This is a genomic window from Anaeromyxobacter terrae, from assembly GCF_022690685.1.
GTDB classification, from domain to species: domain Bacteria; phylum Myxococcota; class Myxococcia; order Myxococcales; family Anaeromyxobacteraceae; genus Anaeromyxobacter; species Anaeromyxobacter terrae.
The window spans coordinates 1-25417 of record NZ_JALCYY010000062.1; the positions used below are offsets into that span (position 1 = coordinate 1).

General features: G+C 74.3%; 20 protein-coding genes. 15 read left to right on the plus strand and 5 right to left on the minus strand.

Translation table 11 applies throughout. From position 1 onward, the window contains the following. Positions 1 to 208: 208 nt before the first annotated feature. From MNY62_RS20905 to MNY62_RS20920, 4 genes are all read left to right on the plus strand, one after another. A complete protein-coding gene (locus tag MNY62_RS20905) occupies positions 209 to 1654 on the plus strand; it encodes a phospholipase D-like domain-containing protein (RefSeq protein ID WP_242346288.1) in 1446 nt (481 codons plus the stop codon). A gap of 86 nt (positions 1655 to 1740) precedes the next feature. Continuing rightward, entirely contained in the window at positions 1741 to 3249 is a 1509-nt protein-coding gene (locus tag MNY62_RS20910; protein WP_242346289.1) for a M48 family metalloprotease, read from the plus strand. Positions 3250 to 3518: 269 nt separating this feature from the next. Then, a complete protein-coding gene (locus MNY62_RS20915) occupies positions 3519 to 4829 on the plus strand; it encodes a DUF2157 domain-containing protein (RefSeq protein WP_242346290.1) in 1311 nt (436 codons plus the stop codon). After that, positions 4816 to 5337 carry a GDYXXLXY domain-containing protein gene (locus MNY62_RS20920; RefSeq protein ID WP_242346291.1) on the plus strand — a complete coding sequence of 174 codons (522 nt, stop codon included), beginning with the start codon at positions 4816 to 4818 and terminating at the stop codon, positions 5335 to 5337. The genes MNY62_RS20915 and MNY62_RS20920 overlap by 14 nt, the downstream gene beginning before the upstream one ends. Before the next feature lie 16 nt (positions 5338 to 5353). Here the strand turns inward: MNY62_RS20920 and MNY62_RS20925 are convergent, their stop codons facing one another. Continuing rightward, positions 5354 to 6802, minus strand: a complete 1449-nt coding sequence (locus tag MNY62_RS20925) for a sensor histidine kinase (RefSeq protein WP_242346292.1) — start codon at positions 6800 to 6802, stop codon at positions 5354 to 5356. 9 nt (positions 6803 to 6811) lie between these two features. Continuing rightward, positions 6812 to 7912: an alpha/beta fold hydrolase gene (locus tag MNY62_RS20930; RefSeq protein ID WP_242346293.1), complete on the minus strand. Its 1101-nt coding sequence runs from the start codon at positions 7910 to 7912 to the stop codon at positions 6812 to 6814. 294 nt (positions 7913 to 8206) lie between these two features. On the opposite strand from MNY62_RS20930, the gene MNY62_RS20935 reads away from it, so the two are divergent. The 7 genes from MNY62_RS20935 (at position 8207) to MNY62_RS20965 (ending at position 16039) form a co-directional block, all read left to right on the plus strand. Next, a complete protein-coding gene (locus MNY62_RS20935; protein WP_012099225.1) occupies positions 8207 to 8545 on the plus strand; it encodes a P-II family nitrogen regulator in 339 nt (112 codons plus the stop codon). An 8-nt stretch (positions 8546 to 8553) separates the two neighbouring features. Further along, positions 8554 to 9609, plus strand: coding sequence for a two-component system sensor histidine kinase NtrB (locus MNY62_RS20940; protein WP_242346294.1), 1056 nt, complete (start codon positions 8554 to 8556; stop codon positions 9607 to 9609). 46 nt (positions 9610 to 9655) lie between these two features. Beyond that, positions 9656 to 11125: a sigma-54-dependent transcriptional regulator gene (locus MNY62_RS20945; protein WP_242346295.1), complete on the plus strand. Its 1470-nt coding sequence runs from the start codon at positions 9656 to 9658 to the stop codon at positions 11123 to 11125. A gap of 270 nt (positions 11126 to 11395) precedes the next feature. Beyond that, the gene (gene glnA / locus MNY62_RS20950) at positions 11396 to 12820 is read left to right on the plus strand and encodes a type I glutamate--ammonia ligase (protein WP_242346296.1); all 1425 of its coding nucleotides are present in this window, start codon (positions 11396 to 11398) and stop codon (positions 12818 to 12820) included. Between the two features lie 111 nt (positions 12821 to 12931). Beyond that, the gene (locus tag MNY62_RS20955) at positions 12932 to 14182 is read left to right on the plus strand and encodes an MFS transporter (protein WP_242346297.1); all 1251 of its coding nucleotides are present in this window, start codon (positions 12932 to 12934) and stop codon (positions 14180 to 14182) included. An 88-nt stretch (positions 14183 to 14270) separates the two neighbouring features. After that, positions 14271 to 15389: a DUF2332 family protein gene (locus MNY62_RS20960; protein WP_242346298.1), complete on the plus strand. Its 1119-nt coding sequence runs from the start codon at positions 14271 to 14273 to the stop codon at positions 15387 to 15389. Continuing rightward, the gene (locus MNY62_RS20965) at positions 15386 to 16039 is read left to right on the plus strand and encodes a hypothetical protein (RefSeq protein WP_242346299.1); all 654 of its coding nucleotides are present in this window, start codon (positions 15386 to 15388) and stop codon (positions 16037 to 16039) included. The genes MNY62_RS20960 and MNY62_RS20965 overlap by 4 nt, the downstream gene beginning before the upstream one ends. A gap of 44 nt (positions 16040 to 16083) precedes the next feature. On the opposite strand, the gene MNY62_RS20970 is transcribed toward MNY62_RS20965, so the two are convergent. Both MNY62_RS20970 and MNY62_RS20975 read right to left on the minus strand, forming a co-directional pair. Further along, entirely contained in the window at positions 16084 to 17355 is a 1272-nt protein-coding gene (locus MNY62_RS20970; RefSeq protein ID WP_242346300.1) for a hypothetical protein, read from the minus strand. Positions 17356 to 17493: 138 nt separating this feature from the next. Continuing rightward, entirely contained in the window at positions 17494 to 18240 is a 747-nt protein-coding gene (locus MNY62_RS20975) for an SDR family oxidoreductase (RefSeq protein ID WP_242346301.1), read from the minus strand. A 181-nt stretch (positions 18241 to 18421) separates the two neighbouring features. Here MNY62_RS20975 and MNY62_RS20980 point away from each other — a divergent pair, with 181 nt between their 5' ends. Then, positions 18422 to 19651: an MFS transporter gene (locus MNY62_RS20980; RefSeq protein WP_242346302.1), complete on the plus strand. Its 1230-nt coding sequence runs from the start codon at positions 18422 to 18424 to the stop codon at positions 19649 to 19651. Positions 19652 to 19689: 38 nt separating this feature from the next. On the opposite strand, the gene MNY62_RS20985 is transcribed toward MNY62_RS20980, so the two are convergent. Continuing rightward, positions 19690 to 20976, minus strand: a complete 1287-nt coding sequence (locus MNY62_RS20985) for a hypothetical protein (protein ID WP_242346303.1) — start codon at positions 20974 to 20976, stop codon at positions 19690 to 19692. A 219-nt stretch (positions 20977 to 21195) separates the two neighbouring features. Between MNY62_RS20985 and MNY62_RS20990 the strand changes: the two genes are divergently transcribed. The 3 genes from MNY62_RS20990 to MNY62_RS21000 all read left to right on the plus strand — a co-directional run. After that, positions 21196 to 22761, plus strand: a complete 1566-nt coding sequence (locus tag MNY62_RS20990; RefSeq protein WP_242346304.1) for a CotH kinase family protein — start codon at positions 21196 to 21198, stop codon at positions 22759 to 22761. Between the two features lie 103 nt (positions 22762 to 22864). Then, positions 22865 to 24181 carry a response regulator gene (locus tag MNY62_RS20995; protein ID WP_242346305.1) on the plus strand — a complete coding sequence of 439 codons (1317 nt, stop codon included), beginning with the start codon at positions 22865 to 22867 and terminating at the stop codon, positions 24179 to 24181. A 183-nt stretch (positions 24182 to 24364) separates the two neighbouring features. After that, positions 24365 to 25417 (plus strand): alpha/beta hydrolase family protein (locus MNY62_RS21000; protein WP_242346306.1); only part of this gene is annotated, 1053 nt, incomplete at its 3' end.

The following is a 25417-nucleotide window of genomic DNA, read 5'->3' on the forward strand; positions in this document are numbered from 1 at the left end:
GCGGGGCCCGTGAACGGTCGCGCCCGCTTCGCGGGTTCGCGACCGTTCCCCGCCGGAGGGGCTTCGCCCCTCCCGCGCTTCGCGCGGGGCCCTCCCACGAAGATTGGATCCATGCCGCGCTCGCCGGGCCTCTGCACCCGGTTTGGGGGCGTTCACCGCGGGCGGACACGTTCGGGCCCCGCGCGTCCCTCGACCGCGGCGCCGAAGGATGGTTCCATCGACGATCGTGCTCGAGGACCTCTGGACCGTCGCCGCGGCGTCGTTCACGCTCGCCGTCGCGCTCGTCGCGAGCGGGCACGCCGTCCTCCACAAGCGCGACGTGCGCGCGGCGCTCGGCTGGGTCGCGTTCATCTGGCTCGCCCCGGTCGTGGGCGGCGCCGCGTACCTCGTGTTCGGCGTGAACCGGATCCGCCGCCGCGCCCAGGCGCTGCGCCTGCCCGAGCTCCGCGCGCGAGCGCAGGACGAGCAGGCCGCGCCCGCCCCGCCGCTCGCGCCGGAGGCAGCGCACCTCGCCGGGCTGCACGCGCTCGGGGACGCGGTCGTGCGCCGGCCGCTCGTGGCGGGCAACTCCATGGAGCTCCTGCCCGGTGGCGCCGTCGCCTACCCGGCGATGATCGCGGCGATCGACTCGGCGCGGCGATCGGTCACGTTCTGCACCTACATCTTCGACCCGGGGGTCGCGGGTGAGGCCTTCGCGGACGCGCTCGCCCGGGCGCAGGCGCGCGGCGTCATGGTGCGCGTCCTCGTGGACGCGGTCGGCGCGCGCTACCGCTGGCCGCCGGTGCACCGCCGCCTCCGCCGGCGCGGCATCCGCACCGAGCTCTTCCTGCCGCGGGTCACCCCCGCCTTCCTGCCGTTCGTGAACCTGCGCAACCACCGCAAGATCCTCGTCGTGGACGGGCGCGTCGGCTTCACGGGCGGGATGAACGTGCGCGACGAATTCCTCCCGCCGCCGGGCGGCGGCCCGCCGTTCATGGATCTGCAGGTCAAGGTCGAGGGTCCCGTGGTCGCGCACCTGCAGGGTGCGTTCGCGGAGGACTGGCTATTCACCACCGGTGAGTCGATCGACGGCGAAGCCTTCTTCCCGCCGCTCCGACGCGCGGGGGAGGTGGTCGCCCGCGGCGTCGCGGACGGCCCGGACGAGGACTTCGAGGCGATCCGCTGGGTGCTCCTCGGCGCGCTCGCGACGGCCCGGCGGCGCGTGCGGATCGTCACCCCCTACTTCCTGCCCGACCCGGGGCTCATCACCGCGCTCTCCGTCGCGTCCATGCGCGGGGTGGCGGTGGACGTGGTCCTGCCCGAGCGCGGGAACCTGCCGCTCGTGCAGTGGGCGCAGACGGCGCAGCTATGGCAGGTGCTCGATCGCGGCTGCCGGGTGTGGGTGACGCCGGCGCCGTTCGATCACACGAAGCTCATGGTGGTGGACTCGGTCTGGACGTTCGTCGGCTCGGCGAACTGGGATCCCCGTAGCCTGCGGCTCAACTTCGAGCTCGCGGTGGAGTGCTACGACCCGGAGCTCGCTGCGCGAGCGGAGGCGCTCGCCGAGGAGCGCATCGCGAACGCGCGCGAGGTGACGCTCGCCGACGTGGACGCCCGCTCCCTGCCGGTGAAGCTCCGCGACGGCGTCGCGCGGCTCCTCTCGCCGTACCTGTGACGGGGTCCCCGCTTCCGCCCCCGCGCCGAGAGGCGCCCCGGGGAGGCGGGAGGCACCGGGGGTGCCCGGGCTTATCCTCGGCGCGTATGGCCCGAGCGCGCGCCGTCACCGCGTGGGCGTCGGCGGCCCTCGTGCTCGCCGCGTGCGCCCACGCCCCCCGGCACGGCCCGCGCTTCGAATGCCCGGCGCGGGGCGGCCCGCCGTGGAGCGAGCTTGCGACGGACCACTTCATCGTCGCGTCGGATCTCCGCCGCGCTCAGGCGGACGCGCTCGCACGAGAGCTCGAGGAGGTCCGCGCGTGGGTGGTCGCCGCCCTCTTCCCGGGCGACGCGCCGAGCCTGCCCGGCCTCGTCCGCGTGGTGGCCTTCCGCACGGCCGAGGAGTTCGACGAGTTCGCGCCGCCCGGCCTGCGCGCCTACTTCACGCGCAGCGGGCTCGGCGAGCCCGTCATCGTCATGCCCGGCGACGACGTCGGCCCGGAGCTCCGGGCCGTGCTCGGCCACGAGATCGCGCACCAGGTGGCCCGCCACGTCTACCCGCGCCAGCCGCGCTGGTTCGGCGAGGGGCTCGCCGGGCTCGCCGAGGCGGAGCGGGACGAGACGGGGCGGGCGGTGTTCGGGCCGATCCCGGCGCACCGCGCGCACGGGTTCGTGAAGCGGCACGTGAGCGTGCGCGAGCTCCTCGCCTGGGATGGCCGCTCGCGCGACGGGCGCTACCACGACACCGCCACGGTCCTCGTGCACTACCTCCTCGTGCGCCAGCCCGACCGCTTCGCCGAGGTGCGCCGGCGGCTCGCGCGAGCCGACGACCCGCCATCGGTGTGGCGAGAGGTGTTCCCCGAGTGGTCGCCCGACGGTGGCAGCCCAGAGGCCCTCGATCGCGCGCTCGACGCGCATGCGCGGGAGGCGCTCCTCCCGGGCGGCGAGCGGCACCGCGTCGAGGTCGCGGTGAGCGCCGAGCCGATCGCGCGCACCCTCTCGCCCGGCGAGGTGCACGCGACGCGGCTCGCCCTCACGCGCTTCGCGCGCGGCGATGCCGGCGCCGGCGCGGCGGAGCGGGCGGAGATGGAGGAGGCGCTCGCCGAGGACCCGGACCACGTCGTGGGGCTTCAGGTGAAGGCCGCGCTCGACCGGCTCGATCCGCTGCCCCTCGCGCGGCGCGCGGTCGCGGCCCACCCGGACGACGTGCGGGCCTGGCTCTGGCTCGCCACCTCCGCCCTGCGCGAGGGGCTCGAAGGGGAGCGGTTCCGCGCGCTCGAGCGAGCGGCCGAGGTCGCGCCGGCGAGCGCGATGGCCGCGAACAACCTCGCCTGGAGCCTGCTCTTGCGCGGCGACGCGCAGGCGGCGCTGCCGCTCGCGGAGAAGGCCGCGGCGCTCTCCCCCGGCGACCCCGCCATCCTCGACACGCGAGCGGGCGTGCTCGAGGCGCTCGGGCGCTGCCCGGAGGCGCTCGCGACCGCGGAGCGCGCGCTCGAGCTCGTGCCGGAGTACGCCCCCGACGATGCGCGCGCGCCATGGGTCGAGCGGGCGGAGCGGCTGCGGGTGCGCTGCGGCGCGGCGAGCGGGCTCGGGCCGCGCGCCGGCGCGTCGCGCTGAGCGTTCTGACGGGGGCTGCGCCCCCGCCCCGCCGAGCAGAGCTCGTCGGGGCCCCACCCCTGCGCGCCGGGTCCCGTGCGCCGCCGCGAGCGGCTTCGCCGCTTCCGCGGCGTCGCCCCGGCGGGCTCGCTTCGCTCGCCTGTTCGCGAATGATGATCGGTCGTTTCGCGAAGCGTGCGCTGGCGCGCACCCGTGCGCCTTCCGTGCCGCTCTCCCCCGCCGTGGCGGACCCGCGGGTGGTACGCTCGACTCCGCGAAGGGGGTCCGCAATGGAGCGCGCATCTCGTGGGTTCCGCGAAGGGCTGAGGCGCGAGCTGCCGGCCTGGCGCACGGAGGGGCTCGTGAGCGAGGAGACCGCCCGCGCGCTCGCGGTGCGTTACGACCTCGCCCGGGCGGAGCCGGGCGGACCGAGCTTCCTCGCGGTGTACGTGCTCGGAGCGCTCCTCGTCGGCGCGGGCGTCGTCTCGCTCGTCGCCTGGCACTGGGAGGCGATGAGCGCCGGCGCGAAGCTCGGCACGCTGGGCGCTGCGATGGCGGCGGCGCACCTCGCGGGCTTCGTGCTCTGGAAGGGCACCGGGCGCTCGCCGCGGCTCGGCCACGCGCTCACGGTGCTCGGGACCCTCGTGTTCGGCGCGAGCATCGGGCTCGTCGCGCAGATCTTCCACGTCTCCGGGGCGTGGTGGGGCGCCTTCGGCGCCTTCACCCTCGGGGCGCTCGCGGCCGCGTTCCTGTACGACAGCCTCCCGCACCTCATCCTCGCCGCGGTGGCGGGGCTGTGGCTCTTCGGGCCCGGGCTCGCGGACGATCACGGGCTCCGGGGGATCGCGCTCGGCTACGCCGGCGCGGCGGCGGTCGCGGGCCTCGCGTGGCGGGCGCGCTCTCGCGCGCTCCTCGTCGTCGGCGCGATCGGGGTGGCGCTCACGCTCGCGAGCGCCCTCGACGCGCTCCACGCCGACGCGGCCATCGTCCCCATGATCGCGGCGCTCGGCGCCGCGCTCGCCGCGGCGGCGCTCGTGGTGCGCGACCCTGCACGGCTGCCGCTCAGCGCCGCGGCCCGCCTCCTCGGGCGGCTCGCCTTCTACGGCGCGGCCTACTTCCTGTCGTTCCACGAGGTGGCGAGCCACCTGCGCCTCGAGCACGGGGTGACGCGCGACGTGGCGCTCGGGGTCGTGCCGCTCCTGGCCGCGGCCGGCGCCGCGCTCGCCTCGGGGCTCCGTCGCGACGACGTCGACCCGCTCGCGCGCGGGGAGGCGATGCTGCTCGCCGCGACCGTGGTCGCGGTGGTGGCGGGTCTCTCGCTCGAGGCCGGCCGCGGGGCCGTCCTCGTCGCGAACCTCGCCCTCGCGTTCCTCGCCATCGGCCGGATCGTGCGCGGGCTGTCCTGGCTCGCCCGCGGGCCGTTCTGGGAGGGCATGGCGGTCGCGGGCGTGCTCGTCGCGAGCCGCTTCCTGGAGATCGAGACGCGCCTGTGGCTGAAGGGCGCCGCGTTCATCGCCTGCGGCGTGCTGGTCCTCGTCGCGGGCGTCGCGTTCGAGCGGCGCCGCGCGCACCGCGAGGAGGTGGACCATGCGCTCGCGTAGCTTCTGGCGGCTCGCCGCCGTCCTCGCGCTTCAGGTCGCGATCCTGGCGGCGATCCCGCTCCGCCAGGTGCGCGCGCGCCTCGCGGGCACGGTGGTGACGCTCGAGACCGTGCCGTTCGATCCGTACGACGTCCTCTCCGGCTACTACGCCACCCTCCGCTACGCCGCGGAGTCTCCCCCGGGGCTCGCCGAGGCGCGGCTCGCCCCGGGCGACACGGCGTTCATCGTGCTCGAGCGGGCCGAGCCGGCCTGGCGCGCGGTGGGCGTCGCGCGCGAGCCGCCGGCCGCGACCGCCGGCGGGCGGGTGGCGGTGCGCGCGCTCATGACGCGGCGCGGGCTCGAGATCGTCTCGGCGGGCCGCTTCTACGTACCGGAGACGCGGCGCGCGGAGGTGGACGAGGCGCTGCGCGCGCGGCACGGCACGGCCCTCGTCGATCTGCGGGTGGACGCGGCCGGGGACGTCGCGCTCCTCAGGCTGCGCGACGGCGAGCGCGTGCTCGCCGAGTGATCCGCGCGAGGAGCGGTCAGCCGTGCCCGCCGGCGCCGCGCTGGGCGCGGCCGCCGAGCGTCCGCGAGGCCGAGGGCTCCGCCGGGATGGCGAGCCGCGCCACGGTCCCGCCGCCCTCGCGCTCCTCGAGCGCGAGCGTCCCGCCGTGCGCGTCCGCGACCTTCTTCGCGAGCGCGAGGCCGAGGCCGGTGCCCTTCTCCTTCGTCGTGAAGAACGGGCGGAACAGGCTCGCCCGCGCGTCCGGGGCGAGCCCCGGCCCGCGATCGCGGATCTCGATGGTCGCCTCGCCGTCGGCGGCGCGGGCCACGAGCTCCACCTCGCTCGCGGCCGGCGCCGCCTCGACCGCGTTCCGCACGAGGTTCACGGCGGCGCGCCGGAGCTGCTCGCGATCGGCCTTCGCCTCGCCCTCGCCGTCGAACGAGACCGAGACCTGCCGCTGCGCCGCGAGCGGGGCGGAGAGGTCCGCCACCTCCGCGACGAGGAGGCGCAGGTCCACCGGCTCGCGCAGGGGCGGCCGGGCGCGGGCGTAGTCGAGGAACTCCTCGACCACCTTGGAGAGCGCGGCGAGCTCGCTCTGGATGCGCGAGACGTGCGGCGCCTGCGGGCCGCCCTGCAGCTCCTCGGCGAGGAGCCCGGCGAAGAGATCGAGCGCGCCGAGGGGGTTCCGCACCTCGTGGGCGATCCCGGCGAGCAGGGTCTCGCGCTCCTCGTCGCGCGAGCGGAGCGCCCGACGCATCTCCTCGAGCGTGTCGCGCAGCGTGCCGATCTCGTCGTGCCGCTCCCGGCGCCAGAGCGGGGTCTCGAGATCGCCGCGCGCGATGCGCCGGGCCGCCTCGGTGAGGCGCGTGAGCGGGCGCGTGACCGAGAGCGACGCGAGCGCGGCGACGAGGGCGCCGAGCACCGCGCCGGCGATGGCCACCGTGCCGAGGAGCCGGCGGAAGCGCCGCAGCGTGACGAAGGAGGCGGCGGTGCCGTCCGCGCCCACCACCGCCACCACGTTCCCCGCGTCGTCGGCGAGCGGGGCGTAGCCGGTCTTGTAGAGCCTCCCGTCCGAGCCCTCGAACAGGATCTGGCTCGCCACGGCGCGCCCGGCGGCGGCCTCGGCGATCTCGAAGCGGTCGCGCTCGAGCGCGGGGACGGGCACGCCGATGGGGATCCGCCCCTCGGAGTCGACGAGCGCGGTCCGGTCCGGGCGCACGACGAAGAGGCGCGTCCCGGTCGCGCCGGCGACGGGGAGGAGGCGCGCGCGGATGTGGCCGTACGTCCGGGTCCCCTCCTGGCCGGCCTCGAGGCGAACGACGCGCTCGGCCGGGAGCGCCGCGGCCGCGGCCCGGGCGGCCACGACGAGGCGCGCGGAGAGCTCGTCGTCGAGCGCGCGCCGGGCGAGCCGGTCGGCGACGAGCGCCATCACCGCGAGGGAGAGGAGCGCGGGCAGGAGGGCGGCGAGGGCGAAGCGGAGGCGCACGGCTCGATGCTACCCCGGCCCGGGCGCGGCGGACGACCGCCCTGCCGCGGCGGCCTCGGCGGGGAGCGCCGTGCTCTGCTCGAGGAGAAAGTCGCGCACCATCGGGAACACCACCTCCGGCGCGTTCCGCCCGACGAGCACGTCGCCGTGCCCGTAGTCCCGGCCGCAGCTCCAGTAGCGCTTCGGGCCGCCCCAGCGCCGGAAGGCGGACTCGACCACCGCGGGCGGCGCGAGCCCATCCTTCTCGGCCGAGACGAAGAGCGCGGGCTGGCGGGCGCTCGCGAGCAGCGCGCGGTAGTCGAGCGCGCCGTCCATCGAGCGGAACGCGTCCTCGCGCACGAAGGTGGCGAACTGGGCGAGCACGCCCGGCTGCAGGTTCTCGATCGCGTTCGAGAGCATGCGCCGGTAGATGGGCCGCTCCACGTTCCGCATGTTGATGGCGAGATCGGCCGCCGCCGGGTGCCAGTAGCCGGAGAAGGGCGCGACCAGGCGCGAGAGGAGCCGCAGGAACCCGCCGAGCGGCAGGTGCCGGAGCTTCACCAGGGCGCGGAGCCGCTCCTGGACGTCGAAGTGCGCCGGGGCGGCGAGCGCGACGAGCGCGGCGATCCGCTCCGGATACAGCTCGCACGCGGCCATTCCGAGCAGGGCGCCCTGGCTGTGGCCGACGAAGAGGACCCGCTCCTCGCCGGTGGCGTCGCGGATCGCGTCGAGCGCGGCGGGGAGATCCTCGCGCAGGTAGGTGTCGAGGTCCCAGCGCCGGGTCGGCCCCCGGCGCGAGCCGCCGTGGCCGCGCAGGTCGAGCGCGAAGCAGTCGAACCCGGAGCGGGCGAGGAACGCGGAGACCGAGTAGCGCTCGACGCCGAAGTCGAGCGCCTGCCGGTTCATGGCGATCCCGTGAACCAGCAGCACCGGAGGGCGCCGCGCCGGGCAGCGCGGCCTGCGCCGGCCGAGCGCGAGGGTCCAGCCGTCGCCCGTCCTCGCGTGGACCACCTCGTCCTCGCCGGTCGGCGCCGCGAGACGCCACTGCCAGAACAGGTAGTGGAGGGCGGTGAGGACCGCGAGGGCGGCGACCGAGGCGACGACGAGGAGCGCGAGCGAGGCGGCGGACATCGGCCGCGGATTGTAGCCGCGGGGCTCCCCCGTGGCCTGACGGTTGCAGCCCTCGCCCCCGTGGCCCTCGCTCGAACGGTCGAAGCGCTGTACTCGCCCGGTCTGGCGTGGGCCGCGCGAGGAAGCGGAGTCGAGGAGAAAAGTGCTGTACGGATCTCGGGCAGCAGCGTGCCCGATATTCAGGCAGCACGTCCGCGGGGCGAGCAGGCGAGAGGCGTTCCGTCGGGTTCGTTGACCGACGGGCTGGGCCGGGCGTAGCGTGGAAAAACAGACACTTACCCACAGGGGTGCGCCGTGAAGAAGGTCGAGGCCATCATCAAGCCGTTCAAGCTGGACGAGGTGAAGCAGGCTCTCTCCGAGGTGGGCGTCGCCGGCCTGACCGCCACCGAGGTGAAGGGCTTCGGCCGGCAGAAGGGGCACACCGAGCTCTACCGCGGCGCCGAGTACGTCGTGGACTTCCTCCCGAAGGTGAAGGTCGAGGTGGTCGTCTCGGACCAGCTCGTCGGCCGCGTCGTCGAGGTCATCGAGCGCGCCGCCAAGACCGGCCGCATCGGCGACGGCAAGATCTTCGTGCTCCCGGTGGAGGAGGTCATCCGCATCCGCACCGGCGAGCGCGGCGACGAGGCGCTGTAGGCGGGAGCTTGTCCCGGAACGGCAAGGCCCCCCCGCTGCCGGCGGCGCTCGCCCGCGCCGCGGTGGACTCGATCGCCGACGCGGTGGTGATCGTCGGCGCCGACGGCGGGGTCGTGCACCTGAACCCGGCCGCGGAGGAGCTCTTCGGCCGCAGCCGCGAGCGCGCCGTCGACCTGCCGGTGCGCGCGCTCCCCGGCGGCGCGCAGCTCGCGATCCTCTCCGAGCGCGTGCGCGTCTCGCAGGAGAGCCAGTCGATCGACTACCCGAGCCCGCAGGATCCGGGCATCGCGGTCTCGGTCGAGGCCGGTCCGCTCCTCGACGGTCCCGCCTGCGTGGGCACGGTGATCGTGCTGCGGGTGCCGCGCGCCTCCGAGCGCGCGCTCGACTTCGAGGCGCTCGCCGCCGGCCTCGCCCACGAGATCCGCAACCCCCTCGCCGGCCTGCAGGGCTCGGCCGAGCTCCTCGCCCGCGAGGCGGAGGGGCCGGCGCGCGAGTACGCGGCGGTGATCGCGCGCGAGGCGAAGCGCGTCGACGGCCTCGTGCGCGAGCTCCTCGACCTCGCGCGTCCGGCGGCGCTGCAGACCGGGCCGGTCGACCTCCACGACGTGGTGGGCGACGTCCTCGTGCTCGCCCGCGGCATCCCCGGCGCGGAGAAGGTCACCTTCGTCGAGCGCTACGATCCTTCCCTGCCGAAGCTGCACGGCGACGCCGAGAAGCTCACCCAGGTGATGCTGAACCTCGTCCGGAACGCGCTCGACGCGGTGGCCGGGCGGGCGGGCGCCCAGGTCGTCCTCGAGACCGCGGCCTCCTCGCTCCGCCTGCGCTCCGCGAGCGGGCGCACCCGGCCGCTCGCGCGCATCTCCGTGCAGGACAACGGTCCGGGCATCGCCGAGGCGATGCTGCCCCGGCTGTTCACGCCCTTCGCCACCTCCAAGCCGCACGGCACCGGCCTCGGCCTCGCCGTGTCGCGCCGCATCGTCGAGGCGCACGGCGGGCGCATCGAGGTGAAGAACCGCGCCGCCGGGGGCGCCGAGGCGAACGTCTACGTGCCGCTCGACGTCTGAAGGGCGGTGGCGCGCTGGCCCCGTCCTTGCTTAAGAGCCGAAGACCGTGACCGGAGGCGTGGTGCGCAAGGTCCTCATCGTCGACGACGAGCCCTCCGTGAGGTTCGTGCTCGCGCGCACCTGCGAGCGCGCGGGCGTACCGTTCGAGGAGGCGGGCAGCGCCGAGGAGGCGCGTGACAAGCTCCGCGCCCTGGGCGGCGGCCGGAACGGCGTGGGGCTCGTGCTCCTCGACGTGCGGCTCCCCGGGGACGACGGCTTCAAGCTGCTCGGCGAGATCGGCGGGCGCTCCGACTCGCCCTTCATCGTGGTGATGACCGCCGAGGACACGATGCGCTCGGCGGTCGAGGCGATGAAGCGCGGCGCCGCCGACTACCTCGGCAAGCCCTTCGACCTCGCCCGCGTCGAGAAGCTCGTGCGCGATCTCGCAGCCGCCGAGCCCGAGGGCGCGAACGGGCACGAGCTCGCCGAGCCGAGCGGGATCGAGCGCCACCTCGACGCTCACGCGGAGCCCCGCCGCTACAGCGAGATCGCGCTGCCGGAGACGCTCATCGGCCGCTCGGCGGCGATGATCGAGGTCTACAAGGAGATCGGGCGCGTCGCGCGCACCGAGATGACGGTCCTGCTCATGGGCGAGTCGGGCACCGGCAAGGAGCTCGTCGCCCGCGCCGTCCACGCGAACTCCACCCGCTCGCGCGGGCCGTTCATCACGGTCAACATGGCCGCGATCCCGAAGGATCTCATCGAGAGCGAGCTCTACGGCCACGAGAAGGGCTCGTTCACCGGGGCCGTCGAGCGGCGGCCCGGCAAGTTCGAGCTGGCGAGCGGCGGCACGCTGTTCCTCGACGAGATCGGCGAGATGCCGATCGAGCTGCAGGCGAAGCTCCTGCGCGTGCTGCAGGAGCGCGAGGTGGATCGCGTCGGCGGCACCCGGCCCCTCGCGGTGGACGTTCGGATCGTCGCCGCCACGAACGCCGATCTCGCGCGCTCGGTCGAGGAGGGCCGCTTCCGGCGCGACCTCTACTACCGGCTCGCGGTGGTGCCGATCCGCCTCCCGCCGCTCCGCGAGCGCGAGGGGGACGTCATCCTCCTCGCGCGCCACTTCGTCGCGAAGTACGGCGAGCAGCTGAAGGGGCGCCCGGTCGCGCTCGGGCGCGACGCGGAGCCGCTGCTCGCGAGCCACCCGTGGCCGGGCAACGTCCGCGAGCTGCAGAACGTCATCCAGCGGGCGCTGCTCAAGCTCGCCGGCCCGCGCCTCGGCGCGAAGGACCTCGCCGGCCTCCTGCCCGCCGCGGCGGGCCAGGAGCGCGGCCTGAACGGCCTCGTCGAGACGATCCTCGACGCGCCCGCGCCGGAGGGAGGCCGCTACCACGCCGCCCTCGCGACGCTCGAGGCGCCGCTCCTCGCCGCCGCGCTGGCGCGCACGAACGGCAACCAGCTCCGCGCCGCCGAGCTCCTCGGCATGAACCGAAACACCCTGCGCGAGCGCATGCGCGCGCTCGGGATGAAGTCGAAGTAGTCGCAGCCGGGTCCTCGCCCGCCTGGCAGGTGCGCACGCGGAGGGACGCTCCCGCGGGTGGCGTCCGCCCGCCGGGTCGTCGTGGAACGGCGGCGGCGAACGGAGCAGACTGCGGCCCGCTGCCCGAATTCCGGGCAGCACGTTGCCCGGCGGGCACGCAGGAGCGGCGGGATCCCGCCTGGATCCTCGGCCCTTCGCGATCCGAGGGCGTGGCATGCAGCGTGCTATCCCCCCGCCCGTCCCCACACCGTCTCACGGAGAGAAAGCCCGATGCCGAAGATGACGCCGAAGCAGGCCATCGACCTCGCGAAGGAGAGGAAGGCCACCTACGTCGACCTGAAGTTCATGGACTTCGTCGGCATCTGGCAGCACTTCTCCATCCCGCTCTACGAGCTCACCGAGGAGGTCTTCGAGGCCGGCCTCGGGTTCGACGGCTCCTCGATCCGCGGCTGGCAGGCGATCCACGCCTCCGACATGCTCGTCATGCCGGACGCCGAGACCGCGGTGATCGACCCGTTCATGGCGGAGCCCACGCTCTCGCTCATCTGCAACGTGGTCGACCCGATCACGAAGGAGCCGTACTCGCGCGATCCCCGCAACATCGCGCTCAAGGCGGAGCGGTACCTCAAGTCGACGGGCATCGGCGACGCCGCGTACTTCGGGCCGGAGCCGGAGTTCTTCATCTTCGACGAGGTCCGCTACGACCACGGCGTGAACCACGCCTTCTACAAGATCGACTCGGTCGAGGGGCAGTGGAACACCGGCCGTGAAGAGGCCGGCGGCAACCTCGGCTACAAGCCCCGCTACAAGGAGGGCTACTTCCCCGTCGCGCCGACCGACTCGCAGCAGGATCTCCGCACCGAGATGTGCCGCGTGATGGAGACGGTCGGCATCCACGTCGAGCGGCAGCACCACGAGGTCGCCACGGCCGGTCAGGCCGAGATCGACATCCGCTTCGCGTCGCTCGTGTCCGCCGCCGACCAGCTCCAGTGGTTCAAGTACGTCATCAAGAACGTCGCCCGCCGGCACGGCAAGACCGTGACGTTCATGCCGAAGCCGCTCTACGGCGACAACGGCTCGGGCATGCACGTGCACCAGTCGATCTGGAAGGCCGGCAAGCCGCTCTTCGCGGGTGACGGCTACGCGGGCCTGTCGGATCTCGCCATGTGGTACATCGGCGGCATCCTGAAGCACGGCCCGGCGCTCGCCGCGCTCTGCTGCCCCGGCACGAACTCGTACAAGCGGCTCGTCCCGGGCTTCGAGGCGCCCATCAACCTCGCCTACTCGGCGCGCAACCGCTCCGCCTCGATCCGCATCCCGATGTACTCGCCGTCCCCGAAGGCGAAGCGCATCGAGTTCCGCTCGCCGGACCCGTCCTGCAACGGGTACCTCGCCTTCTCGGCGATGCTCATGGCGGGCCTCGACGGCATCGAGAACAAGATCAACCCCGGCCAGCCGCTCGACAAGGACATCTACGGCATGTCGCCGGAGGAGCTGAAGGACATCCCGAAGATGCCGGGCTCGCTCGACGAGGCGCTCGAGTGCCTCCGCAAGGACCACAAGTTCCTGCTGAAGGGCGACGTCTTCACCGAGGACGTGATCGAGACCTGGATCCAGTACAAGTACGACAAGGAGGTCACTCCGGTCCGGATGCGGCCTTCGCCGATGGAGTTCGCGCTGTACTTCGATATTTGACGCCGCTTCGCGGCTCGAACGAAGAGACGGCCGCCCGCGAGGGCGGCCGTTCTCGTTTGCGGGGGCGCACGCGCCGTGACGGTCCGGCCGCCCTCTGCTACACCTCGCGCCTTGGCCTCCCTCCGGAACAGGCTCTCCGCCGCGCTCGGCGGCCTCCCGGCGACGTTCTGGACGCTCTTCGCCGGCATGCTCGTGAACCGGCTCGCGAGCTTCGTCGCGATCTTCCTCGCGCTGTACCTCGTGCGCGAGCGCGGCCTCTCCCCGGGCGAGGCGGGACGGATCGTCTCGCTCTTCGGCGTGGGCGTGCTGGTGGCGGGGCCCCTCGGCGGCACCCTCGCGGACGCGATCGGCCGCCGCGCGACGATGCTCCTCTCCCTCGGGCTCGGCGCGCTGGCGGTGGGCGCGATCGGCTTCCTGCGCGCGCCCTGGCTCCTCGGGCTGTTCGCGTTCCTCGCCGCGCTGACGAGCGAGCTCTACCGGCCCGCGATGAACGCGGCCATCGCCGACCTCGTGCCCCCGGCGGACCGGGTGCGCGCCTACGGCCTCGTCTACTGGGCGGTGAACCTCGGCTGGAGCATCAGCCTCGCCTTCGCCGGGCTCGTCGCCGAGCGGAGCTTCGTGCTGCTCTTCCTCGCCGACGCGACGACCTGCCTCGTCTTCGCCGCGATCGTCTTCCTGCGCGTCCCGGAGACCCGGCCGGCGGGGACCCATGCGCACGCGCCGCTCGCGGGCCTCTCGATCGCCCTCCGGGACGGCCCGCTCGTCGTGTTCCTCCTGCTCCACCTCCTCGGCCTCGTGGTGTTCCTCCAGTTCCAGCTCGCCGCGCCGCTCGACATGGCGGCGCACGACATCGGCCCGAAGGTCTTCTCGGCGCTCATGGCGCTGAACGGGTTCGGGGTGGTGGTGCTCCAGCCGCTCCTCGGACCGGCCCTCCAGCGGCGCGACGGCGCGCACCTCCTCGCGCTCTCCGCGCTCCTGTTCGGCCTCGGCTTCGGCGTGAACGCCGCGGTCGGGACCGCGCTCGGCGACGCGCTCGGTCCACTCACCGTGTATGGCGCGGGCGTCCTCCTCTGGACGGTGGGCGAGGTGGTCGGGTTCCCGGCCGCGAACGCGCTCGTCGCGAACCTCGCGCCCGTCCCGCTGCGCGGCCGGTACCAGGGCGCGTTCTCGATGGCGTGGGGCGTCGCCTTCGCGCTCTCGCCCCTCCTCGGCGGCGAGGTGCTGACGCGGCTCGGCGCGCGGGCGCTCTGGCTCTTCTGCCTCGCCCTCGGGGTCGCCGTCGCGGGTGCGCACCTCGCCGTGGCGGGGCCGCGCCGCCGCCGCCTCGCCGCCCTCCGCTCGTCCGCTCCTCCGCCGACCTGAGCCGCCGCGCCTCGCGATAGGCGCCCCTCCACCGGGGAGGCGACGGGGCTCGACCGTCCGCAGCATGGGGATCGGGAGGAGGCGGGCGATGGGCGCGCGACGGACCGGGATCGACGGGCTGTTCGAGGAGCTGGAGCGCGCGCGGTCGAGCGCCGTGCGGAGATGCGCGCCGTACGTCCGGGCGCTCGAGCTGTTGCCCGAGGCGCTCGCCGGTCCGGCCGCCCGCTTCCTCGCCGCCGCCTGGGAGCGGCGCACCTTCCACGTCTACTGGGAGCGGCCGCTCCTCCTCCTCGCCGCCCTCCGCCACGACGCGATGCTGGAGGGCAACGGTCACCCGCTGTTCGCGGCCTTCGCGGCGCCCGCGCCGCGGGCCGACGCGGTCACCCTGGAGGCGCTCCGCGCCGCCCTCGACGGGACGCGCGTGCGGCTGGTCGCCACGCTCGCGCAGCGGAGCCTCCAGACGAACGACACCTCGCGCGCGGTGGCGTGGCTCTGGCCGGCGGCGCTCGCCGGGCTCGCGCACGGCGCGCGCCCGGTGGCGCTCGTGGACGTGGGCGCGAGCGCGGGCCTGAACCTCGTCGCGGACGCGCTGCCCGCGATCTGGACGGACGAGGCGGGCGCGCCGCTCGAGGTCGCCAAGGGGGTCGCCGCGGTGACGCGCCTCGGGCTCGACCCGGCGCCGCTCGACGCGACGAGGCAGGAGGACGCGGACTGGATCCGCGCCTGCGTGTGGCCGACCGACGGCGAGCGGCTCGCCCGGCTCGAGCTCGCGCTCGCGGCGTACCGGCTCGCGCTCCGGCGTCCGGACGCGCCCGTGCTCGCCCCGGTCGCGGCGACGGCGGTGCCAGCGCGCCTCGACGTCCTCTCCGCCGCCGAGCGCGGCGCCCTCGTGCTCGCCTACCAGACGGTGATGCGAGACTACCTGCCGACCCACGAGCGCGCAGAGTACGCGGCGGGGATGCGGGCCTGGCTCGCGACCCAGCCGCCCGGCCAGGCGCTGTGGGTGGAGCTCGAGGCGGCCGGGCAGGACGCGAGCCCCGAGGAGCCGGCCGCGATCGTCGCGCACGTCCGGCCGCCGGCCGGCGACGTGAAGGACCTCGTCCTCGCCGGCTGCGGCTTCCACCCGACCCGGATCGCGCGGCGGACCGAGGCGGTCGCCGAGCTCGCCGCGCTCCTCGCGCGCGAGCCCGTCGCCGGGCACCCGTGAGGGGGCGCGCAGAGCTCCTCCTCGCCGCCGCCCTCCTCGCGACCGCGGAGGCCGCCGCCGGTGCGGAGTGGGGAGTGCAGCTCCTCGTCGGCGGACCGCTGAACCTGCGCACGCCGCTCACGATCCGTCAGAGCGGCGAGCCCGACCTGCACGTGCGCGCCCGCTGGGCGACGCGTCCGTTCGAGAACCCGATCTACTACGGCATCGGCGGCTACCGCCGCGAGAGCGGGCGCGAGATCTCGCTCGAGTTCCTGCACCACAAGATCTACCTGCAGAACCCGCCGCCCGAGGTGCAGGACTTCTCCGTGTCGCACGGCTTCAACCTGCTCGTCGGGTCGTACGGGATCGAGGTCGCCCGCGGGGTCTGGACTCGCCTCGGCGGCGGCCTCGTCCTCGCGCACCCGGAGAGCACGGTGCGCGGGCAGACGTTCGAGGAGGGGGGCGGCCTCTTCGGCCTCCACCTCGCGGGGCCGGCCGTATCGGCGGGCATCGAGGGGCGGGTGCCGCTCGGCACCGATCGGCTCCGGCTCACGGTCGGCGGGCGCGTCGTCGGCGCCTACGCCGTCGTCCCGATCGCGAACGGGAGCGCGCGCGTCCCGAACGTCGCGTTCCACGCGACGGCGGGGCTCGACGGCGTGCTCGTGCGGTGAATGCGCCGGGAGCGGCGCCGCCCGCCGCCCCCGTACGCCCGGAGCTAGAAGATGTAGATGAGGCGGAGCCGCACCTCGTCCGTGTTCGTGTCCGTCGCCGCGCCTTCGTTCAGGCGGTGGCGGTACTCGAGGATGCCCTGCGCGCCGTTCAGCGCGGAGACGTTGACCGCACCCACGACCGCCTGCTGCTCGTTCGTCGAGCTCTTGTTGGACGGGTCGAGCCAGTCGTAGCGCACGGCCGCGCCCACCATCGGCGTCACCGACGCGAACAGCTCGCCGAACACGCCGTTCGAGCGCGACTTGCCGCCGGTGGTGCCGCCCGAGAACCCCGTGTCCCAGCCGGCCATGTAGCCGCCGAGGATCGAGAGCGGCGGGACGCGGGCCCCTCCGAAGCGCGGCAGCGGGAGGGTGCCGTACACGGTCAGCCGGTCGAACTTGTCGGTGAACTCCGGGCCCGGCGACGCCACGGTCCCCGTCGGCACGGTGAGCTTGCCGTGGTAGTAGTGCGCGCTCAGCGCCGCCTCGCCGAAGAACTGGTTCGCGAACACCTGATAGTCCTTCGCGTTGTAGTTCGGATCGTCGTTCGCGCGAGACAGCGTGCCGCCCTGGAACGGATCGGCGACGAACCGTCCCTCCTCCTCCCGGACAACGAGGCCGTTCAGCACGCTCGCCGCGACGTTGAAGCCGGCGAACGTGTAGCCGAGCTCGATGCCCGCCTGATCGAAGCCCCACAGCGTGAAGAAGGTGTTGCCGGCGCCCGCGCCGTAGCGGGACGGCACGCGCTGGAACAGCGGGCGGTTGATGGTGACCGGGCGGTCGCTCGCGCCGTATCCCTCCCACGGGTGGAAGACGCCGACGCGCGCGTTGAACCGGCTCGCGGCGCCTCCGAACGTCGCCCGCAGGTACGCATTCTCGACCTCGAACCCCTCGCCGGGGGCGAAGGAGATCTCGCCCTCCGAGGACCACCAGCGGCCGAAGGAGCCGACGAGCGGGTACAGCGTCGTCTCGAAGTAGGAGATCTGGCCGCGGTTGGTGGTGGTCCCGCCCGTGCGGGTCCGGACGAAGCTCGGCTCGGTCTGCAGCCGCGCGACGAACATCGTGCCGAAGTCCGGCAGCTCCTTCTGCTTCCGATCGCCGATGGTGTCCGGCGTACGGAACCCGGCGTTGCGGTAGTCGAAGCCGAAGCGGTTCAGGCGCGGGATGGTGGTGTGACAGGTGGTGCAGTCGAACCCCTCTCGGCGCGCGAAGTTCGGCATGGCGCGAGCGGAGCTACCGGTGAGACACACGACGAGCGCTACGACGAGGCGCTTTCGCATTTGACCCTCCGTGCCGCGAACGCTAGCGCAACGAGGGAGCGGCGCGCGCTCCCGGAAGTGCGGAATCCGTTCGAGCGTTCGTGCCGCCGGGCCGGCGCTGTGCCGGCTCGCTGTGGGAGGGCGCGGCGCGCCGGCGGGTCACATGGCGAGCCCGCCGTCCACGTCCACGCAGCGTCCGTCGAAGTAGTCGCACTCGACGATGAAGCGGAGCGCCCTCCAGATGTCCTCGGGCGTGCCGATGCGGCCGACCGGGATGGCCGCGACGAGGGCCTCGCGCGCCTTCGGGTTCATCCCCTGCGTCATCGGCGTCTCGATCATGCCGGGCGCGATCGCCCCCACGCGGATGCCGAACGGCGCGAGCTCGCGCGCCCATGTGACGGTGTTCGCCGCGAGTGCGGCCTTGGCGGCCACGTAGTTCGACTGGCCGCGGTTCCCGTGGCGCGCCACGGACGACATGTTCACGACGATCCCGGGCCGCGTGCCGGCGCGCGCCAGCGTCGCCGCGACCTCGCGCACCATCAGCGTCGCGCCGGTGAGGTTCACGCCGATGACGGCGTCCCAGTCCGCCCGGGGGAGCGTGGAGATCTCGCCGGTGGCGCGGTCCTTCTTCACGAGCAGGCCGTCGCGGATGATGCCGGCGTTGTTCACCAGCGCATTGAGGCCCCCCATCGCCTGCGCCGCCCACGCGACGAACGCCTTCGCGTCCTCCTCGTCGGAGACGTCGAGGCGGCGGCGGTGGACGCCCGCGGGCAGCTCGGCGAGCTTCGCCTCGTTCACGTCGCCCGCCGCGACCGTCGCGCCCGCCTCGGCGAGCCGGCGCACGAAGTGGGCGCCCATCCCCTGCGCGGCGCCCGTCACGATCACCTTCAGGTCTCTCAGCTCCATCGAGGCGTCCTCTCCGTCGTTCTCGTCGCCATCGTCGTTCTCGTTGCCCCGCGCCGTCGTCCTCTTCTCACCGCCCGGCTCGCGACCCCGTTTGACGCCGGCCCACCCCACCGGCTATGCGCCTGGGCCCAATGACCCCGACCTCAGGCTCGCAGCGCCCGCCCTCCTGGAGCCAGCGCACATGAGGGGCTCCCCGGTCGCCGGCGCCTGGTGGCGGGAGCCGACCCGCCCGCAGTGGCTCTCGTTCCTCGCTGCCTGGCTCGGCTGGGTGCTCGACGGGTTCGACTTCACCATCTTCCTCCTCGCGATGCGCGACATCGCGAAGGAGTTCGGTGTCACCTACGTCGCGACGGCAGGGAGCATCACGCTCACCCTCCTCGTGCGGCTCGGGGGCGGGCTCGCGGCCGGTGCGCTCGCCGACCGGGTCGGGCGGAAGCTCCCGCTCATGATCTCGATCGTCTGGTTCGCCCTGTGCGACGGCGCGGTCGCCTTCGCGCCGTCGTTCGGCTGGGTGCTCGTCTTCCGCACGCTCTTCGGCTTCGGGATGGGCGCGGAGTGGACCGCCGGCGCGACCCTCGCGATGGAGAGCTGGCCCGCGCGGAGCCGCGGGATCGCCTCGGGCCTGCTCCAGGGGAGCTGGGGCGTGGGCTACATCCTCGCCGGCGTCGCCTACGCGTGGGTGGTGCCCGCCTTCGGCTGGCGCCCGCTGTTCCTCGTCGCCGCGCTCCCCGCGCTGCTCGTCATCCCCATCCGGCTCCTCGTGCAGGAGAGCCCGGAGTGGCGCCGCGCGGCGCGAGAGCGACCGCGCACCACGCTCGCCGAGCTCGTGCGGGAGAAGGTGCTCCTGCGCGTCGTATGGGCGAGCGCGCTCCTCGGGATGAGCTTCTCGGTCTACTACGGGCTCACGGGGCTCTGGCCCGCGCTGCTCCAGGGCGAGCTCGGGCGGGCCCCGGCCGACGTCGCCGGGCTCGTCACGCTCTTCAACGTGGGGATGATGGCCGGCGCGGTCGGCTGCGGCTGGGTCGCGAGCCGCTTCGGCGTGGTCCCCGCCCTCGCGATTCCGCTCGTCCTGCTCCTTCCGGCGCTGCCGCTCTACGTCGGCCGGATACCCGGCCTCGTCTGGGCGGGCGCGCTCCTCGCCGGCGTGCTCGGCGCGGGCACCTCGGGCGTGACGCCCTTGCTCTTCACGCTGCTCTTCCCCGCGCACGTGCGCGGCCGCTCGATGGGCGTCGCCTACCACGTGGGCGCGCTCGTCGCCGCCGTGACCCCGACGATCGTGGCCGCGCTCCACGAGGACGCCGGCCTGCCGCTCTCGCGTGCCATCGTCGGCGCGGTCGCCGCCGCGGCGGCGCTCACGCTCGCGGTGCTGCTCCTGCGCCCGCGCGGCGTGATCCCCGAGGCCCAGCTCTGAACGACCGAGCATGATTCGGGCGAATCGCGAACTGTCGTTTAGCGGAGCGCGGCGGGCCAGAAGCGCCAGGTGCACGCGCCCGGGGCGTCGGGCGTCGGGGCCGCCTCGTGCACGATCGTTCCGTCCGGGCCGATCCACGGGGCCGACGGGGCCCGCCAGGGGAAGCTCTCGCAGGCCGCCGCGCCGGGGAGCGCGATCGTGCCGCACGGCTCGCCGTCCGGCGCGACGATCTCGAGCGACTGCGCGCACGCGCCGCTCCCGTCGGGCGCGCTCCGCGCGAGCGCGTAGGCGCGGCCGCCGAGCACCCGGTGCAGCGCGGCGCCGCCCGCCGCGGCGAGCCACGCGGGGACGGGACCGCCGGCGAGCTTGCCCGCCTGGAAGCGACGCACGAACGAACCCGTCGCGTCCTGCAGGGCGAGGCTCCCGTCGAGGAGCGGGACGAGCGGGCCGGGCGCGGCGATGCCCGCGTCGAAGGGCGGCCCGAGCGGCGCGCCGTCCGCGTCGAACCAGCGCGCAGCGACCGCGCCCGGCGCGCAGGGCGTCACGCCCGACCAGAGGACGAGGATGCGGCCGCCGGGATCGGCGCCGACGGCGAGGGTGGCGGAGGAGCGGAGCACCGGCGCGTCCGCCTCGCGGCGCGAGACCTCGACGGTGAAGAACGCACGGAGCGCGCCGCCCGCGTCGAAGCGCGCCGCGAAGATGCCGTTCTCGGACTCCACGTTCCCCGGCCCGGCCGAGACGACGAGCGCGCCGCCCGCGCCGTCCGGCGCGACCGCGTACGGCCCGGCATACCCGGCGCGCTGCTGCAAGAGCGCGAAGCCGGAAGGCCAGGGATTCGCGGAGACGGGCGTCGTGCGACCGTCCGCGGTGAAGGTCGCAGCCCCCGCGGCGTGGCGGTAGGCGAGGAAGCCGGCCGGCCCGCCGAACAGGGCGCCGCCGCCGAAGAGCTTCGCGGGATCCGCCGCGTACCAGGCCTGCGCGCCGTCGGCCCTCCACACCGCGAAGGAACCGGTCGCGTAGGTCGGCCCGTAGAGCAGGCCCGCCGCGACCGCGCCCGTTCCGTCGGCGGCCGCGGCGGTGCAGGCCGCGCCGGCGCCGAAGGCGGGCAGGCTCGCGGTGACGGCAGGGGGGAGCGCCGGGACGGTGAGCGCCGCGCACGTGCCGCCGGCCGCCGCCGGGGCGGGCACGTCGGGCTCGCTCGTGCAGGAGAGCCGGGTCACGTCCGCGTCCGACAGCCGGCTCCCATCGGTCCCGGCTCCGTCGTTCGCGCCCGGGTTTCCGCAGGCACACAGAACGGCCACTGCGAGGAGCACGTTCGCCCGCATTCCGACCTCCGCGGCGAAACCTACGTGCGGTGGGTCGGCCAGGCGACGCCCGTCCGGCGCGTCCCTCGGGAGGCTGGACGGCCGATGTCGCTGCCCCCTCGAGCCTGGTTGCCCGCCAGCAACTCCTTCTGCGGGACGCTTGGAGGGTATTCAGCCCGACCGAGGACGTTCACACTGGCGCACAAACAACTACCTGACCGCTCGGAGGCCCACCGAGCGATGATCCGAGCGCTGCGTTTCGCCCCGCCCGTGCTGGTGCTGATCGTCCTCGGCTCCGGCGTCCTCGCGTGCTCGCGTGACGCGCCAGACGGGGCCGGCGAGCCGATCGATCCTCCTCCGCCCCCTGCTCCGCCGGAGTGCCAGCTCACGCTCGCGGGCCCCGGCTGGATCGAGGAGGGGGAGCGGCTTCAGCTCACCTTCGGGTGCGCGGACGCCGCTGCTGCTCTGCCGGCAGACGTCGTGCTGGAGGGGCTCCCCGCGGCGGCCCGGCTCGATCCGCTCGCCGGAGAGGTCGTCTGGCAGACGGGCCTCGCCGACGCGGGCGTGTACCTCGCCACGGTGCGCGTGCCGGGCAAGGTCGGGGCGCAGCTCCGGGTCGGGATCGTGGACCGCTGGAACGCGACGGCGAACACCCCACCGGACCCGGCGCGGTACACCGAGGAGTACGGCCTCCCCGTGTTCCACCTGCAGGTGGACGCGGAGCTCTCGGCTTTGGACTACGTCCCGGCGACGCTCACGTACCGGGGAACGACCTATGCGCTGGAGGTGAAGTACCGCGGCGCCATCTCGCTCAATTTCCCGAAGAAGAGCTTCACCCTCTCGTTCCCGGATGGAGCATTCTCGGATCCCGTCCTCGGGTTCCCGCCGCGCAAGAAGATCCTGCTCGTCACGACCTTCGACGATCAGACGCTCGTCCGGGATCGCCTGGCCCTCGGGCTCTGGTCGGTCATTGCCGACCGGCCCATCGACGTGCGCACCGCGAGCGCGGTCCTCTACCTCAATGGCGAGTACCGCGGCGTCTACATGATGAGCGAGAAGATCGCGGGGCAGGTGCTCAAGGAGCACGGCCTCGACGGCGACGGAAACCTGTACTTTGCGACGTCCTGGGCGGCGAACTTCCGCGAGACGGACGCAGACGGCCAGCCGAAGGTGACCTGGCACGACGGGTACGAGAAGGACGAGGGCACGCCGCTCGAGGGGGAGCCCGGCGCCTTCGACGACCTCGACGCCTTCGTGCAGCTCGTCGCGACGGCCGACGACGCGACCTTCGCGGCGGCGCTCCAGGAGACGGCGGACGTCGACGAGCTGCGCGACTGGTGGGTGCTCGCGATGCTGACGTACGCGAGCGATAGCGTCGGGAAGAACGTATTTCTCTATCACGACCCGCGAGCTGGCCCCTGGCGAGCCACCGTGTGGGACCTGTCGGGGACCTTCGGACGAAACTGGCAGACGTTCCTGAGAAGCCCGCAGAGCTCCAGCGAGTTCACCTCCAAGAACCGCCTCTTCGATCGACTCCTCGCGCCTCCCTTCGACCTCGGAACGCGCGCACGGCTGGGCACGGCGATGCGCGAGCGAGCGCCCGTCGAGGCGGTGCTCGCGGAGTACGACCGGCTCGTCGCGGAAACCGCGGCGGCCGCGTGGCGCGACGACGCGCGCTGGGGGAGCGAGCAGCGCGCGTTCTTCGAGGCCTGGGGGCGGACGGACTGGCACTCGTACGAGGACGAGGTCGCCTACGTGCGCGGGTGGATCGTCGCGCGGTGGGCCTACCTCGCCGAGCGGTACTAGCGAGCTCGAGTCGCAGGGCGCTCGGAACGGGCCGGTAGTCCGCGCGGCCACACCGGCGCACGCGTTGATCCCATGTGCCCCCCGCCGGTATCGTGCCGGGACCGTGCGGCCGAAGATCCTCCTCGTCGACGACAACGCCGAGCTGCTCTCCCTGCTGGCCCGCCTGATGGAGGCCGAGGGGTGGACCCCGATCGCCGTCGGCAAGGGCCACACCGCCATCTCGAAGGTCGCGAGCGAGAAGCCCGCCGCCGCCGTGGTGGACGTCCTCCTGCCGGACATGATGGGCTACGACGTCGCCCACGCGCTCCGGAACGCGAAGGTGCCGTTCGTCTTCATGACCGGCGTGTTCAAGGGTGGCCGCGCCGCCCACGACGCGCGCACCCAGCACGGCGCTGCCGACTACTTCGAGAAGCCGTTCGAGGCGCACAAGCTCGTCCTGGCGCTCCGCGCGCTCCTGCCCGCGACGACGCCCGCGCCCGCGCGCACCCCGCCGCCCCCGCCGCTGCACGGGAACGACTTCGACGTCGAGGTCGCGGTCGAGGCGGACGAGCCCCTCGAGCGCATGGAGCTCACAGGCAAGGTCGTCCTCACCGAGGACGGCAAGGTGTCGGCGGTGCTCCGCGGCGAGACGGTGACGGCCGCGCCGGTCGGGAACCCCGCCCGCCCGCCGCCCCGCCCGGCCCCGCCGCGCCCTCCGGTCGCCCGCGCGGCGCCCGATCTCTCCCGCACCGAGGGCCGGCTCGAGGACAACGTCCCCGAGCTCATCACCGCGTTCCACCTCGCGCAGCAGACCGGCGAGCTCACCCTGCAGAAGGGCAAGGTCAAGAAGACGATCTACTTCGAGAAGGGGCGGCCCTGCTTCGCCATCTCGAACCTCGTCACCGACCGCTTCGGCCCGTTCCTCGTGCGCGTGGGCAAGATCAACACCGCCCAGCTCGAGGAGTGCCAGGCCGCCGCCGATCGCACCGGCCGGCGCACCGGCGACATCCTCGTGGAGATGAAGCTCCTCAAGGACACCGAGAAGCTCTACTACGTGGCGCAGCAGGTGAAGGCGATCGTCTACTCCGTGTTCGGCTGGGAGGAGGGCGAGTACCGGATCCACTTCGCCGATCGCGCTGCCCAGGAGGCGATCAAGATCGACCTCCACCCGGCGAACCTCATCGTCCGCGGCGTGAAGAAGCTCTACAAGCCGGAGCGGCTCTTCCGCCTGCTCACCCCGGAGGATCGGCTCATCCCGAGCCCGCAGCCGGCGTACGGGCTGCACGAGGTGGAGCTCGAGCGCTGGGAGGCGGAGTCCCTGCCCAGGGTGGACGGCACGCGCACCGTCGCCGAGATCGTCCACCACGCCCAGCGGCCCGAGCATGCGGTGTACGGCTTCCTAGTCGGGATGGTAGCGCTCAAGATCCTCGACCGGACCTGAAGCCCGGTCCCGCCCCCGTCTCGCGGGGGCCTCTCCGCCGCGCTGCTCCCGAGCGCTTCGCTCGTTCGGGCCCCGGCCGCGGGTCTCCCGCGATTACAGCCCGTAGCGCCCGACCGCCCGCCTCGCCGCCTGGAGGGGCGCGCGGTCGCGCGCGCCTGCCTATCGTTTTTGCGGAGCGCGAGCGTGCATCTTTTGGATCTCATCTTCGGCGTTGCGATCCGCGGCCATCGATTCTTCGAGGATGGCTGGGGGGACCGCGCCCTCTGCGCGGCCGCCGACCCGGAGCTCCTGCTCCGACGCCGGACGCGGCCCATCGAGGTGCGCCTGGGGCCGGGCAAGCGCGCGCACGGCGGGCTCGTCCACGACGCGACGTTCGAGAGCCCGGAGGAGCGGCTGCCTCCCTGCGCGCGCACCGCGCGCATGAAGCTGCTCCTCCCCGAGGGCGAGCTGCGCGGCGTGTTCGTCCACCTCGCCGCCTCCGGCGACCAGGGGTTCGGGATGCGCCTCCGCTTCGCCGAGCCGCTGCTCGCCCACGGCGTCGGCGCGGCGGTGCTCGAGAACGCGTACTACGGCGCGCGCCGGCCCGAGCGGCAGCTCCGCCACGCGGTCCGCTCCGTCGCCGACATGCACCTCATGGCGGCCGCGACGTTCCTCGAGGGGCGCGCGCTCCTGCGCTGGTTGCGCGACGCGCTCGGCACCGAGCGGGTGGGCGTGACCGGCTACAGCATGGGCGGCCAGCTCGCGGCGATGGTGGGCGCGGCGTCGTCGTTCCCGGTCGCGGTGGTGCCGGTCGCGCCGGCGTGCTCGCCGGACTCCGTCCTGCGCGAGGGGGTGCTCCGGCACGTGCCCTCCTGGCCGAAGCTCGCCCGCGAGGGCGAGAGCGAGGAGGCGGTGCGCGAGGTGCTGCTCGCGATGGCCTCCCAGTTCTCGGTGACGAGCCTGCCCGCGCCGGTCTACCCGGAGGCGGCCATCGTGGTGGGGACCGCCGCGGACGGGTTCGTGCCGCCGTCGGACATGCGGCGCATCGCAGAGCACTGGGGCGCCGAGCTGCGCTGGCTGCCCGCGGGCCACGTGAGCGCCATCTTCCGCCACCAGGGCGCGATGCGGCAGGCGATGCTCGACGCGCTCGAGCGGCTCGACGCGGCCCCGCTGCCGCGGCGCCGCCCCCGCCGCGAGGCCGCCCGCGAGGAAGCCGCGAAGGCGGTGCCGCCCGCGCTCGCCGCCCGCCTCGGCCGG

Bases quoted from the DNA above. Each gene is read 5' to 3' on its own strand.
- MNY62_RS20930 (WP_242346293.1), bottom strand. From the start codon at position 7,912: ATGTCCGCCGCCTCGCTCGCGCTCCTCGTCGTCGCCTCGGTCGCCGCC.
- MNY62_RS20960 (WP_242346298.1), top strand. From the start codon at position 14,271: ATGGGCGCGCGACGGACCGGGATCGACGGGCTGTTCGAGGAGCTGGAG.
- MNY62_RS20915 (WP_242346290.1), top strand. From the start codon at position 3,519: ATGGAGCGCGCATCTCGTGGGTTCCGCGAAGGGCTGAGGCGCGAGCTG.
- glnA (WP_242346296.1), top strand. From the start codon at position 11,396: ATGCCGAAGATGACGCCGAAGCAGGCCATCGACCTCGCGAAGGAGAGG.
- MNY62_RS20980 (WP_242346302.1), top strand. From the start codon at position 18,422: ATGAGGGGCTCCCCGGTCGCCGGCGCCTGGTGGCGGGAGCCGACCCGC.
- MNY62_RS20910 (WP_242346289.1), top strand. From the start codon at position 1,741: ATGGCCCGAGCGCGCGCCGTCACCGCGTGGGCGTCGGCGGCCCTCGTG.
- MNY62_RS20990 (WP_242346304.1), top strand. From the start codon at position 21,196: ATGATCCGAGCGCTGCGTTTCGCCCCGCCCGTGCTGGTGCTGATCGTC.
- MNY62_RS20920 (WP_242346291.1), top strand. From the start codon at position 4,816: ATGCGCTCGCGTAGCTTCTGGCGGCTCGCCGCCGTCCTCGCGCTTCAG.
- MNY62_RS20975 (WP_242346301.1), bottom strand. From the start codon at position 18,240: ATGGAGCTGAGAGACCTGAAGGTGATCGTGACGGGCGCCGCGCAGGGG.
- MNY62_RS20985 (WP_242346303.1), bottom strand. From the start codon at position 20,976: ATGCGGGCGAACGTGCTCCTCGCAGTGGCCGTTCTGTGTGCCTGCGGA.
- MNY62_RS20970 (WP_242346300.1), bottom strand. From the start codon at position 17,355: ATGCGAAAGCGCCTCGTCGTAGCGCTCGTCGTGTGTCTCACCGGTAGC.
- MNY62_RS20905 (WP_242346288.1), top strand. From the start codon at position 209: ATGGTTCCATCGACGATCGTGCTCGAGGACCTCTGGACCGTCGCCGCG.